This window comes from Pseudomonas azerbaijanorientalis, from assembly GCF_019139795.1.
In the GTDB taxonomy this organism is placed as follows: domain Bacteria; phylum Pseudomonadota; class Gammaproteobacteria; order Pseudomonadales; family Pseudomonadaceae; genus Aquipseudomonas; species Aquipseudomonas laurylsulfatiphila.
The window spans coordinates 3,372,371-3,384,800 of record NZ_CP077078.1; the positions used below are offsets into that span (position 1 = coordinate 3,372,371).

Genomic DNA, 12,430 nt, shown 5'->3' on the forward strand with positions numbered 1-12,430 from the left:
TAAATATCATGAGCAGCCCCCCCATCAACTACAGGCACGACCACGTGTTCCTTGGCCCGGCGCACGACGAAAATGCCAAGCGAACGCTTTGGGTTGTGGCACTGACCGTTGTGATGATGGTTGGCGAGATCACCGCAGGGTACATCACGGGCTCGATGGCACTACTGGCCGATGGTTTTCACATGGCAACCCATGCCGGCGCATTGGGCATCGCGGCGGCCGCTTACGGATACGCAAAGCGCCATGCCTACAGCCAGCGCTACAGTTTCGGTACCGGAAAGGTTGGAGACCTGGGCGGGTTCGCCTCGGCGCTGATCCTCGGCATGGTCGCCTTGGGCATTGGCGTTGAATCTGTCATGCGCCTGTTGCAGCCAACGCAGGTTCAGTTCGGCACTGCGACGCTCATCGCGATTGCCGGTTTGATCGTCAATGTCATCAGTGCGCTGCTGCTGGGACACGGACACGGACACAGTCATGGGCACGATCATGAGGACCACGGCCATGCCCATCCCCATGCCCATCACGGCAACGACAACAACCTGAAATCAGCCTATGTCCACGTCATCGCAGACGCGCTGACTTCGGTTCTGGCCATTGTTGCACTGCTCGCCGGCCGGTATCTGGGCTGGGTATGGCTGGACCCGGTCATGGGCATCGTCGGCGCCATCGTTATCGCGCGTTGGGCCTGGACCTTGATGGGGACCACCGCAGGCGTGCTGCTCGATCAGACCGATGCGCAGGTTGCCGAGGAAATCCGCGAATTGGTCGAGAAACCGGGGGATGCCACCATCACGGACCTGCACGTCTGGCGAGTCGGGCCGCAAGCCCATGCGGCCATCGTCAGCGTCCTTGGCGAAGCCACGGCGAGCGCCGACAGCATTCGTGAACGTCTCAAGCCGGTGCACGAAGTCAGCCACCTGACGGTCGAGTTTCGACCGGCCTGATCAAGCACCTCCCCACTCTTGCCTCCAAAGGAACCCCTGATGCCACCAGGCAAACGTGAACTGGCGCGGATCGAGCGCCGGTTGATCACCACGCTCACCGAAGCATGCGAAACCGCAAAAGGTGAAATCAAAGGCTTTACCTGGCTCACCCACACCGCTGACCTGAATGCGTTGGCTGAAACCCTGAAGGTCACCTGGGTGTTCGAAACCCTGGCGGACAGGCAGCTCGCCCAGGTTGACGCGAAGGCGCGCGTCCTTGAGTTGACGGCCATCGCGTTGAGTGAGGCCAACATCGACCTGACCCCTTCAGACCGCAATGTCCGCTTCGACTCTGAGCAAGAGTGCCAGCGCACTCACGGCGGCGACTGGAAAAGTCGCCTGGCTCAATCACGGATAGCCAAAGGTGACTGACAATGGCTAAGGAAATCGAAAACCCCTGCATTGCAGTTTGCCAACTCAGTGGTGATCTGTGTGTCAGTTGCGGGCGAAGCAAGGAAGACATCAGAAAGTGGAAACGCATGAAGCGGCCTGAAAAAATGGCCGCTGTGCAACGGGCGAATGTGCGCTTGAAAGGGCTGAGGAAAGCACTGGGTTAGCCAGCATGGCGCCACGAGCGATCGCCTGCCGGCAATGCGTTCGATGAGCGCGCAGTTTCAAGGTTTTCTTTTGCAATGCGACTCGAGCGCACCGTATCCCCAAGTGATTATCGTCTCGGCCTGATGCTCCCAAAGGGTCTCATTGCGCCCAAGGTACTTTATGCCACTGCCGCCTGGCTGCTGGTACATCAGCGATACGCTATCGCCACGCTCGGCAATTAATGTCGGCGGATCGGTGTTGAAGAACATGGCCGTAACCTCGTTAGCCGGGTTGCCGTCGCACTCGTAGTAAACAGGCCCTGTGCCCGACACCAGCCGGTACCGGGCCTGCAACTCGGCGATGCGGCGCTGGTACTCCATGCGTACGCATGCACCCGCGTCATCGCTCTTCCAGCAGTCATCGCGCCCCTTGATCCATCCACGTTGCTCTGCTTTCAGCGTGGGAGGATGCTCGTTGCCGGCCTTGATACTCGCACTGGCATAAACCTGCGACAGCTTGCGATCGAGTGCGGACAAGTCCTTGTCCTCACAGATCATCGCTTCGATACCGCCGGGCTCCACCTTGCCGCAATCGTAAGAAGGGCCAGGTTCAACATTGACCGTCAGGGGTTTTGCGGCGTCGCTACCGGTCGCCTGCATCGCCTTGGTCTGCTGATCGATGTACATGCACCACTTTTCGGAGTTTCGTTCAGGGACGTTTGCCCCACCACGAACCCCTGCTTTGAATTCGATCACCGATTTCCATTCGTCGGAGCCAATATCCGGCCCGTGCCCTTGCGCATCGGCGGTTTGCAGTCTCTTGTCGATCGCCTGGTACCAGGCGTCAGAGCATAGGGATTGCGCCTGAGCGAATCCCGTGGCGCCAACAAGAAACAAGACAAGATACTTGCTCATGTGCAGTCCTTCTCGTGCCAGTTCCAGTGTCCCAGGCACTACGAGCCTTCATTGAAACGGAACGAAGCGCCATAAGCCGACGCCGGCAAATGGTTCGAACCGTCACCCCGTAACCGCGAGCGAAAGGTACCGCTTTGCGGTTGTGTACGGTATAGACCACGTTTCTGCAATTGAGGGATCACCAGTTCTACGAAATCCTCAAGACTGCCCGGGCTGATCAGCGGATTAATCATGTACCCGCTGGTACCGGATATTCTGGCGTGTTCCTCAATGCGCTCGGCCACCTGTTGAGGAGTGCCCACGAGAATAAGATCACTGCCTCGGGTGACGCTGGCAAAACGCTGTTTGACGTCACCTGCCGTCAAGGGTTTGCCACTGCCATCGGGATGCATCACATAGGAGGTCATGCCCTCGGTGTAGGTGGAAAGCGCCTCACTGTCGGCATAGCGGCCGATATCAATGCCGGTGTCGCCCGCGTAACTGACCAGTTGCGCCTGCAAGTGATAGTTGCTTTGCAGTTCGTCGTATTTGCGCTGCGCCTCAATCTCGGTTTTCGCGGTGACGATACGCAGCACTGTCAGGGACTTCACATCATCACGTTGACGGCCACGTGCTTGAGCCCTGGCCCAGATTTCCTCGAGCCCCAGGCGAATTTCCTGCGGGTTGGACTTGGCAATGAAGATCAACTCGGCGTGCTTGGCGGCGAACTCACGACCGCGCCCCGACCAGCCCGCCTGAATCAACAAAGGCGTGCGTTGCGGCGACGGGGACGTCAAATGCGGCCCGGCCACCCGGTAATGCTCACCCACATGATTGATCGGCCGCACGCGCTCGCCCCGAGCGTAGAGCTGGCGCGCCTTGTCCGCGACCACGGCGTCGTCGGCCCAACTGCCCTCCCAGAGTTTGTAGACCACATCAAGAAATTCTTCGGCACGTTCATAGCGGTCATCGTGCTTGATCATCTGCTCCAGGCCGAAGTTGCGGGCGGCGCTGGACAGGTATGAGGTGACGATGTTCCAGCCGACCCGGCCGTTGGTGAGGTGATCCAGCGTGCTGAAGCGTCGGGCATGGGTAAAGGGATGTTCGTAGCTGGTGGTCACGGTAACGCCAAAGGCCAGGTTCTCCGTAGCGGCGGCCAAGGCTGGAATGATCATCAGCGGATCGTTCGCCGGGGCTTCCACCGCCCACTTCATCGCCGCATCGGCGTTGCCACCAAACACATCGTAGAAGCCCAGCACATCACCAAAAAACAGCATGTCGAGGTGAGCCTGATCGGCAATGCGCGCCAGGTTCGACCAATAGCCCAGAGAATTGATCGCCAGTCGTTCGTCAGCGGGATGGGTCCAAAGGCTTGGCGCGCCGCCACAGCCCACACTGGCTTGCTCATAGAGTGCAAACAAAAGAGGTTTTGGATCGGACATCGTGATTCCTGTAAATAAAGTCATTAAACGGGGCGGTTCACCGCTGATTCTTGAAACCTTTGCCGTAGTGGCGCTCAAGGCGGTGCTGTATCAATTCGAGCCCGATGGACAGCAACCAATAGATGACCGCTGCGGTGGTGAGCATTTCGATGTAGCGATAGGAAGACCGCCCATAGGACTGCGCCAGGAACATGACCTCCCACACGCCCATCACCGAAATCAGCGATGAGTCCTTGAGCATTGAAATGAACTGGCTGGTTGTCGGTGGAATGATCGTGCGCATGGCTTGCGGCAAGATGATGTGCACAAAGGTCGCCCTCGGCCCAAGGCCCAGCGCCTTCGCCGCTTCGCGCTGCCCGGGTGCTACAGCCAGGATGCCGGCGCGAAAGATCTCGCTCAGATAGGCACCATAATTAAGCGAAAGCGCAATGATCCCCGCGCTGATTGCACCGGGTACAACGCCCAACTGCGGCAACCTCAGATAAATCAGCAGGATCTGGATCAGCAGCGGTGTACCGCGAAAAAAAGACGCATAGAAACTGGCGATACCGAATGCCACTGCGCTGCGTGACAGTCGCGCCAGCGCCGTCACGAAGCCAAGGAGCAATGAGAGCCAGATCGAACACAAGCACAGGAACAACGTCAGCGCGGCGCCTTGCAGGAATCCGTTTGGCCCAAGGTGCAGGCCGACCAGATTGGGCAATTTCTCCAGGATGATCGAAAACTTCAAGTCGAAGCTCATGAAGAACAGCACGCACAATCCAGACAACGCTGCCCACGTCAAATACAGGCGAGTGCGAAATCCAAAAAATTGACTGAATCGGCGCGTCTCGATTGCAGGGGCGGCAGTCGCCTTGGCCGGGTGTGGATTGAGGGCTGTCATTGGCTGATGTCGGCACCGATCCACTTCTGCGAAATCTTGCTCAGCGTACCGTCAGTCTTGAGTTGAGTAATGACCTCGGTGACTTTGGCATTCCATTGCGGGTCGCCCTTTTCAATGGCCACGACGTTCGGTTCGGCATACAGCGTGTCGCCGGCTATCTTGAAGCGCGGATCCTGGGCAATCCGCTCGCGAGCGGTGATGAGGTTGGTGACCATGGCATCAAGGCGCACACCCGTTCCCAGTGCCAAGTCCTGGAAGGCCACGTTTCATTGTCATAAGGGGCCACCTGGACGTTATCGAACGGATAGTTCAATGGCTTGTCCTCGGCGCCCTCGATCACCAGGTCCTTGTTCAAGTAGGCTTCGTAAGTCGACGCACTGATCACACCGACTTTTTTGCCGGACAAGTCTTTGCCCGCCGTGATGTCCTTGTCCTTGGCATTCACCACGATGACTGCCGGCGACTGGTAATACTCGACCGGAAAATCAAACACCTCGGCCCGTGCCTTGCTCGGGGTCATCGAGCAGACGCAGATGTCATAGCGCCCACTCCAGCGGCCAGCGGCAATTACATCCCAGGACGGTGTTTCCAACTTGAGTTTGACCCCCAGGCGTTGCGCAACAGCCTTGGCAACATCCACGTCAAACCCGTCGAGTTGGTTCTGCTCATTGAGAAACGAGAACGGCGGATAACTTTCCATCAGGACGCCGGTCAGCTCCCCTTTCTGTGTCACGCGATCCAGGGTCGCACCCGCGAAAGCCGTTGAGCAGGTAGCGAGCAACGCCAGGCCAAAGGGTAGAAGCGCCATAGTTTTCAAAGACAAATGCTCCAATCAATTCAAAAAACTTGAATAGATTAAAACGCACTATAAAACGTATTTGTAATTTCTTTATGGAATAAACGACTCGCTTCAGGCTATATCGAAGCAATGGCCGGAACGTTCGCGGGACAGGTTTATATTATGTTATACTGTAACCACTCATAATCTGTCGGTGGCTACTGGCAGAGCTATCCCCCCCCTGCCTGCGATTTTCGATGACAAACTTCAATCAGATTCCGCCCACCACGAGCCTAAGCCAACGCCTGTTATCCATCGATGCCCTCAGGGGATTGGTGATCCTGTTGATGCTGCTCGATCACGTGCGCGAGACGTTCTTTCTGCACCGCCAGGTAGCCGACCCGATGGTCATCGACACCACCGAACCGGCGCTGTTTTTCAGTCGGACTCTGGCCCATTTATGTGCGCCGGTGTTCGTTCTGCTCACCGGACTGTCCGCTTACCTTTACGGCGAAAAGCACCAGGGCAAGAAAGCCGTGTCGATGTTCCTGTTCAAGCGTGGTCTATTCCTGGTTCTGCTGGAGTTCACTCTGGTGAATTTTGCCTGGACATTCCAGTTCCCGCCCAATGTGATCTACCTGCAGGTGATCTGGGCGATTGGCGTCAGCATGACCGCCCTCGCTGCACTGATCTGGCTACCCCGGCCACTCCTGTGTGTTCTGGGCCTGGTCATCGTCGCCGGGCACAACCTGCTCGATTCTCTGCACTTCCCGTCTGGATCAGCGATGCACCTGCCCTGGGCAATCTTGCATGATCGCGGCTGGATCGAATTCTCCGACAACTTGCGCCTGCGCACTTCCTATCCGCTGCTGCCGTGGATCGGTGTCATCGCCCTGGGTTACTGCATCGGCCCCTGGTTCGCACGCCCAGCCTCGGCCACCGTGCGTCAGCGCTATCTGTTACTGGCCGGGGCCAGCGCATTGACCGGTTTCATCGCACTGCGCCTGGTGAACGGTTATGGCGAGGCACATTGGGTGCTCTATGAAAGCACCACACAAACCCTCATGAGTTTCTTCAACATCACAAAGTACCCGCCTTCCCTGCTGTTCCTCTCGCTGACGCTAGGGGTGGGCCTGTTGCTGCTGCTTGGCTTTGAGCGGGCTCGGCAAAGCAAGTGGATCAGCACTTTGGCGGTATTCGGCGCAGCGCCGATGTTCTTCTACCTGCTCCATCTTTACGCGCTGAAAATGCTGTATCTGGCCCATGTGGCGTTGTTCGGTTTGAATCAGGGCAACTACTTCGGTTTCGACAGCATTTGGGTGGTGTGGCTGGCGGCAGCACTCCTGGCTATAACGCTGTATCTACCTGTGCGCTGGTTTGCCGCATTGAAGGCTCGGCGTCGTGATATCGGCTGGCTCAAATACTTCTGATCGGAGTACAGGTTCGTAACGGGCGGCTTGCAATAGTGCGTAGACAGCGACTCGCTATCAGGCCGCCCGCTCCAGTGCATCCAGCAAGCCCGCGTACTCCAGCGAGAGCTTGTGGCGCGGGGCCAGATGCACGATGGGAACAGACACTTCGTGAGACTCGCGCATCTTGACGGAACTGCTGAGATAAACCGGCAGCACTGGCAAGCCTTCGGCCAGCAGCTCATTGACGAGATTCTGGTGTAACCCGGTGTGCCCGGTGAACTGGTTGACCACCACCCCTTCCACTTCCAGTGACTCATTGTGATCGAGTCGCAGCTCTTCCACTTGAGCGATGACCCGGTAGATCGCCTGGCGAGAAAAACTGTCGCAATCGAATGGAATCAGCAACCGGTCTGCCGCCACCAAAGCGCTGAAGGTGTAGAAGTTCAGTGAAGGCGGCGTATCGATATAGATGCGCTCATAATCCTCGGACAGTTCAACCAGCAACTTGCGCAGCTTGTTGATCTTGAACTTGCTCTCGAGTCTTGATTGCAGGTCTGCCAGATCGGGACTCGCCGTCACCAGGTGGAGGTTGTTGTAATGGGTCTCGGTGATGGACACCCGATTGCGCCGGCCTTCGAAGCCGCCGGACAACGTCTGTTTGAAGAAATCGGCTATGCCGGCAGGAATACGCTCGTTGCTCAGCCCCGTGAGGTAGTGAGTCGAGTTTGCCTGCGGATCGAGATCAACCAGCAGCGTTCGGTACCCTTCGGCAGCACTCACTGCGGCAAGATTGCAGGCGATGCTGGATTTTCCAACGCCGCCTTTTTGATTGAATACGACACGACGCATTAGGCTTGCTCATCCATGAAAAGGCCAAAGGCCATCTGTAATAAATGTAATCACTCATGTCAATTCTATGACTGCAATATTACAGTTTCACGACAGGGGTTGCCTGAAGGCGCGGACTAGAGCATTCCACACCCATTCACGACTTGAATCATACTGCCGACTATTCTGAAGCCAAGTCTGATTTCAACCGTGCGACGTCAGGTCCGAAGCACTACTTAGCCCTTTGGGAAACCGATATGACAGATCCGCAAGATAAACCCGACTCCGACGAGGGTTTAGCTCAGATGCTTATAGGGAAAGGTCCCTGCACCTATCTATTGCTGCTCTTGCTGGGATTGATCCTGCTGTTTCCCTTTCTTGAGGAAGGTCTATTTGCTCGTACGTTGCTTGGCATTCTGTTTTCAATCGTGCTGCTCGTGGGTGCTTTCGCCACCAGGCAGACTCGGCGGGGGTTCATCCTCAAGCTGGGGCTGGCGTTGCTTGGGGTTGGTCTTCAATGGGCGGCGTTGTTGGCTGGGAGTACCGCGATTCTTGGCCTTGCCGGGATAGCTTATACGGCGTCTCTTGCCGTCTCGTTTAGCGCAGTGCTTCGCTATATTCTGAAGCGCGGGCCAATTTCTGCCGACAAGCTGCATGGCGCGCTTGCGGGTTACATCATGCTGGCCTTCGTCTGGTCCTTCGTTTATGCCCTGGTCGAAGTATCCAGCCCTGGTTCATTCGGCCCCGGCCACCTCGACTTCACACAGCCCGGCACGTTCTTCAAACTGATCTATTTCAGCTTCACGACACTCACAACCACCGGTTACGGTGATTTTATCCCGTTGACCAACCATGCCCGCTCACTGGTGATGGTCGAAGAATTTTCCGGCGTTTTTTACGTGGGTGTAGTGATTGCGCGGTTTGCCGGTCTTTATCCATCGAATCAGGCCAGGTGAAAGAACCGAATGCACCAGGCTTTTTCGTCTAACGTGAATTGAAGCGTTTGCATGATCTATTCCCCTGAAAATGGAGTTCGACAATGAAAACTTTCGCTTCCTGGCTGTCGGTTACGTTCCTTGGGCTGGTGCTTGGCGGCTGTGCCGCGGTCGGCGCCGGGAGCGGAGGCGCTGGCGAGACGCAGATCCGTTCGGGGAAAATCGAGCAGATTACACTCACCCAGATGCAGACCAATCACGATAGCGGCGTCGGCGCCATATTGGGCGGTCTTGGCGGTTTGGCCTTGGGAAGCCTGGTCGGCCAGGGGACCGGTCGGGATGTGGCGATGGTTGCCGGTGCCCTCGCCGGCGGGGTTGGCGGCAACTACGTAGAAAAGAAAAAATATGATCAGCCCGTAGACGCTCAGCAGATCATCGTCCGGACCCAAAGCGGCGTACTGGTTCAGGTGACCCAGCCAATCAATCCGGCGCTGACAAAAGGCCTGAAGGTTTATGTCGAGGGCAGCGGTAACGAAGCGCGGGTGGTGCCGCAAAGTTAGTGCCGCAAAGTTAGTGGCGGCAACGTTCGCACAGCAGACAGGCCCGTCAGAATGCCGCTCGAACCGCCAGCAATGAAAGTCGGTGTCATCTCCGACACCCACGGCCTGCTCCGCCCCGAAGCCATCGCCGCCCTGCTGGGCTGCGATGGCATCATTCACGCCGGCGACATCGGCAGCGCGCACATCCTCGACCAATTGGCGGGCATTGCTCCGGTGTATGGGGTGCGTGGCAACAACGACCTGGACGCGCCTTGGGCACGCGAGCTGCCCGACTGTCTGCGCCTGGACCTCAACGGTTGGAAAGTCCTGCTGGTGCATGACATCGCCGACCTTGCAATCAATCCAGATGAGCGTATCGACCTGGTGATCTGCGGCCACTCCCATAAACCAGGCATCGGATGGCGCGGCGAACGACTGTTCCTGAATCCGGGCAGCGCCGGGCGTCGACGCTTCAAGTTGCCGGTCACCCTGGCGCTGCTGGAGCTGTCTGCACAGTCCATCGAACCTCGGCTGGTGTCACTGCTCGACTGATTCATCTGCCTGGCACCGCCCCGCCTCTGCGCTGGTCATGAACGCATGGCCCATCGATTCACGACTCGTCGGCAACCACCCTGGCCCTGTGGCAGTCGGACGGCCCAAGCTTCTGACCGCTGGAGGAGCGAACTTCAATCGGCATCAGCGTCTGCCCGCGCTCGTTGTCCAGCAGCACAGAACGCGTCTCTTCGCGCTTGAACAGGTAACGTTCACCCCACTGTCGCATGCTGACCACCACCGGAAAGATCTCCCGCCCTTTGTCCGTAAGGACGTACTCCTTGTAGGCACTGCCGTCTGACGCGGGTTGAACGTCGAACACACCAACCTCAACCAGGGTTTTCAAGCGCGATGCCAGAATGTTCTTGGCCACGCCGAGGCTTTTTTGAAATTCGCTGAATCGGCGAATGCCGTCGAATGCGTCGCGGATGATCATCAGCGACCATCGATCCCCAATGGCCTCCAGTGTTCTGGCTACCGGGCATTCGCTGCTGTGGGATGAAGTGTCTTCGACCATCGTATTGACCTTCTGGATAAGGATTGCCGGGCTTGCCGTGCAATCCCGAGCAAAGTGGTTGCAAATTAAAACCTGATCCGATAACAATTCAATCCGGTTTTTAATTGAAACCAGTTTAGCGCCACGGAGGCTCATGTGACAGCCGATGCCGATTCAGCCACCCAAACTTTCGCCCCGCAGGCTTCGGGCCTGGCCCATACGGATGATGGAGAAAGCGCCCGCGCAGACAGCTCTGCCGGGCTTTCTCCGTCACTTACGCTGTTGTTTTCCGTCACCTGCGCGCTTGCAGTCGCCAACGTATATTTCGCTCAACCCCTGCTCGATTCAATGGCTCAGAGCCTGGGAGTTGCCTCATCAATGATCGGGGTCGTGGTGACGGCTACCCAGGTCGGTTACGCGCTGGGGTTGCTGTTCATCGTCCCGCTGGGTGACTTGCTCAACCGCAAGGGGTTGATCCTCACGCAAGTGCTGCTGTCTGCGATTGCACTGGCGGGGGTCGGTGCAGCGCAGCAATGGCTGACCCTGTTGGGCGCCATGGTCATCGTCGGATTGCTGGCGGTGATGGTTCAAGTGCTGGTGGCCTATGCCGCAGTGCTGGCAACCCCGTCACAACGGGGTCAGGCCGTGGGCACCGTCACCAGCGGCATTGTCCTGGGCATTCTCCTGGCGCGGTTCACCTCTGGGCTGATCGCCGACCTGGCCGGCTGGCGCGCCGTGTATTTCGTTTCCTCGGGCTTGATGCTGGCCCTCGCGGCGGTGTTCTGGAAAGTGCTTCCTGCCACTGAGTCTCCACGCAACCGAAACACCTACCCGGCACTCATCCGTTCGATGTTCAGGCTGTTCATGACCGAACCGGTCTTGCGCGTCCGCGGCCTGCTGGCCTTGCTGATCTTTGCCGCGTTTTCGGTGTTGTGGACATCCATGGTGCTGCCATTGAGCGCGCCTCCGCTGTCGCTGTCACACACGGCCATCGGCCTGTTCGGTCTGGCTGGCGTCGCCGGTGCTCTTGCTGCCAGAAGAGCCGGTCGCTGGGCCGATCAGGGTCTGGGGCAACGCGTGACCGGCATTTCGCTGGTGATCCTGACGCTGTCCTGGTTGCCCATCGCGTTCGCGCAGACGTCACTGATCGCGCTGGTTGGCGCAGTGGTCTTGCTCGACTTCGCGGTGCAAGCCGTACACGTGACCAACCAGAGCTTCATTTTTGCCGCACGACCGGATGCCCAAAGCCGCATGGTGGGCGCCTACATGTGCTTTTACTCGGTGGGCAGCGCACTGGGAGCCGCGGCCGCGACCCAGGTTTATGCGCAATGGGGCTGGACAGCCGTCAGCCTGTTGGGCGCCTCGATCAGTGCGACAGCCCTGCTGCTTTGGTTGATCAGCTGTCATTCCTCAACGATCGATCAAGGAAGATCCCCATGAAAACCCGGCGCCTCTTGCTCGCCATTTCGATTACGGCCATGGGGGGCGTGAATTTCTCGGTGATCAAATTTATCGTCTGCGCAAAACGGGGGCTGAGTCGGGACGGCTTCAGTCAGCCCCTTTGCGCACCGCCCGCCTGACCTCAGCCTGTATGGCATAAGCCGGTGCCTCCACGGCATTGAAGTCATGGGTATAGCGCTGGGCAAATCCCTGCACACCCCATTCCTGATATTGCTGCACATGTTTGAGTTCGTGAGCCCAGAGCGCGACGTCCTCTTCTGCGGCTTGAGGGTCGCGGAAGAGGATGATGTCGATCAGCGTCACGGCGCCGACATCGGGGTTTTGCAGCATGGCTGTGGCGGCGCTGAATTGGCCGTTGTCGCTGATTTTGTAGCGCGCGGAATCGAGGACGCCGGGATCGTACCAGGGCAGCAGTTGCTCACGGATATGCGCAGGAATGGGTTGGGTACCGGCGGTGGCTGCTTCATCGCGGGCCTGGGTCAGCCACAGCGCCAGGGCCGGCGTCGCGATCTGGTAGATATCCTCGGGCACCATGTCCGGCAGGCAGATGCAGCCGTCCAGGCACACCTGTCTCTCGCCAGCCGGGCAGTCGCTGGTCTGGGCCGGCACTTCAAGCGCCAGGCAAAGCACAAACAGCGCCACCAGGGGCGTGGTGATGGACGGCATTCGGCACTCCGGGCAGCAGACAGTG

Annotated in this window: 14 protein-coding genes and 1 pseudogene; 8 read left to right on the forward strand and 7 right to left on the reverse strand. The window is 58.1% G+C overall.

Translation table 11 applies throughout. From position 1 onward, the window contains the following. Positions 1–8: 8 nt before the first annotated feature. Genes dmeF through KSS91_RS14995 form a run of 3 tightly spaced genes read left to right on the forward strand, consistent with a single transcriptional unit; the run spans position 9 to position 1,540 of the window. Positions 9–944, forward strand: coding sequence for a CDF family Co(II)/Ni(II) efflux transporter DmeF (gene dmeF, locus KSS91_RS14985; RefSeq protein WP_217835225.1), 936 nt, complete (start codon positions 9–11; stop codon positions 942–944). A gap of 39 nt (positions 945–983) precedes the next feature. After that, positions 984–1,355 carry a hypothetical protein gene (locus tag KSS91_RS14990; protein WP_217835226.1) on the forward strand — a complete coding sequence of 124 codons (372 nt, stop codon included), beginning with the start codon at positions 984–986 and terminating at the stop codon, positions 1,353–1,355. A 2-nt stretch (positions 1,356–1,357) separates the two neighbouring features. After that, positions 1,358–1,540 (forward strand): DUF1289 domain-containing protein, encoded by a 183-nt coding sequence (locus KSS91_RS14995; protein WP_015095164.1) that lies wholly within the window; start codon positions 1,358–1,360, stop codon positions 1,538–1,540. A 57-nt stretch (positions 1,541–1,597) separates the two neighbouring features. On the opposite strand, the gene KSS91_RS15000 is transcribed toward KSS91_RS14995, so the two are convergent. The 4 genes and pseudogenes from KSS91_RS15000 to KSS91_RS15015 all read right to left on the reverse strand — a co-directional run bounded on the left by KSS91_RS15000 (position 1,598) and on the right by KSS91_RS15015 (position 5,546). Further along, complete coding sequence (locus tag KSS91_RS15000; protein ID WP_217835227.1) at positions 1,598–2,434, reverse strand: MliC family protein; 837 nt, start codon at positions 2,432–2,434, stop codon at positions 1,598–1,600. A 38-nt stretch (positions 2,435–2,472) separates the two neighbouring features. Next, complete coding sequence (locus KSS91_RS15005; RefSeq protein ID WP_217835228.1) at positions 2,473–3,855, reverse strand: LLM class flavin-dependent oxidoreductase; 1,383 nt, start codon at positions 3,853–3,855, stop codon at positions 2,473–2,475. 37 nt (positions 3,856–3,892) lie between these two features. Next, positions 3,893–4,738, reverse strand: a complete 846-nt coding sequence (locus KSS91_RS15010) for an amino acid ABC transporter permease (protein ID WP_217835229.1) — start codon at positions 4,736–4,738, stop codon at positions 3,893–3,895. Continuing rightward, positions 4,735–5,546, reverse strand: a pseudogene (locus tag KSS91_RS15015) (ABC transporter substrate-binding protein). Before KSS91_RS15015 ends, KSS91_RS15010 begins: the two are co-directional and overlap by 4 nt. Before the next feature lie 227 nt (positions 5,547–5,773). On the opposite strand from KSS91_RS15015, the gene KSS91_RS15020 reads away from it, so the two are divergent. Beyond that, positions 5,774–6,946 carry an acetyltransferase domain-containing protein gene (locus KSS91_RS15020; protein ID WP_217835230.1) on the forward strand — a complete coding sequence of 391 codons (1,173 nt, stop codon included), beginning with the start codon at positions 5,774–5,776 and terminating at the stop codon, positions 6,944–6,946. Positions 6,947–7,003: 57 nt separating this feature from the next. Here the strand turns inward: KSS91_RS15020 and KSS91_RS15025 are convergent, their stop codons facing one another. After that, positions 7,004–7,777: a ParA family protein gene (locus tag KSS91_RS15025; RefSeq protein ID WP_217835231.1), complete on the reverse strand. Its 774-nt coding sequence runs from the start codon at positions 7,775–7,777 to the stop codon at positions 7,004–7,006. 236 nt (positions 7,778–8,013) lie between these two features. Here KSS91_RS15025 and KSS91_RS15030 point away from each other — a divergent pair, with 236 nt between their 5' ends. The 3 genes from KSS91_RS15030 (at position 8,014) to KSS91_RS15040 (ending at position 9,782) form a co-directional block, all read left to right on the forward strand. Next, a complete protein-coding gene (locus KSS91_RS15030) occupies positions 8,014–8,712 on the forward strand; it encodes a potassium channel family protein (RefSeq protein WP_217835232.1) in 699 nt (232 codons plus the stop codon). Positions 8,713–8,795: 83 nt separating this feature from the next. After that, positions 8,796–9,251: a glycine zipper 2TM domain-containing protein gene (locus KSS91_RS15035; RefSeq protein WP_126045908.1), complete on the forward strand. Its 456-nt coding sequence runs from the start codon at positions 8,796–8,798 to the stop codon at positions 9,249–9,251. A 72-nt stretch (positions 9,252–9,323) separates the two neighbouring features. Then, positions 9,324–9,782 carry a metallophosphoesterase family protein gene (locus KSS91_RS15040; RefSeq protein WP_217838421.1) on the forward strand — a complete coding sequence of 153 codons (459 nt, stop codon included), beginning with the start codon at positions 9,324–9,326 and terminating at the stop codon, positions 9,780–9,782. 58 nt (positions 9,783–9,840) lie between these two features. Here the strand turns inward: KSS91_RS15040 and KSS91_RS15045 are convergent, their stop codons facing one another. Further along, positions 9,841–10,299 carry a winged helix-turn-helix transcriptional regulator gene (locus KSS91_RS15045; protein WP_217838422.1) on the reverse strand — a complete coding sequence of 153 codons (459 nt, stop codon included), beginning with the start codon at positions 10,297–10,299 and terminating at the stop codon, positions 9,841–9,843. A gap of 135 nt (positions 10,300–10,434) precedes the next feature. On the opposite strand from KSS91_RS15045, the gene KSS91_RS15050 reads away from it, so the two are divergent. Beyond that, complete coding sequence (locus KSS91_RS15050) at positions 10,435–11,718, forward strand: MFS transporter (protein ID WP_217835233.1); 1,284 nt, start codon at positions 10,435–10,437, stop codon at positions 11,716–11,718. Between the two features lie 108 nt (positions 11,719–11,826). On the opposite strand, the gene KSS91_RS15055 is transcribed toward KSS91_RS15050, so the two are convergent. Further along, the gene (locus KSS91_RS15055) at positions 11,827–12,405 is read right to left on the reverse strand and encodes an eCIS core domain-containing protein (protein WP_217835234.1); all 579 of its coding nucleotides are present in this window, start codon (positions 12,403–12,405) and stop codon (positions 11,827–11,829) included. Positions 12,406–12,430: the final 25 nt, after the last annotated feature.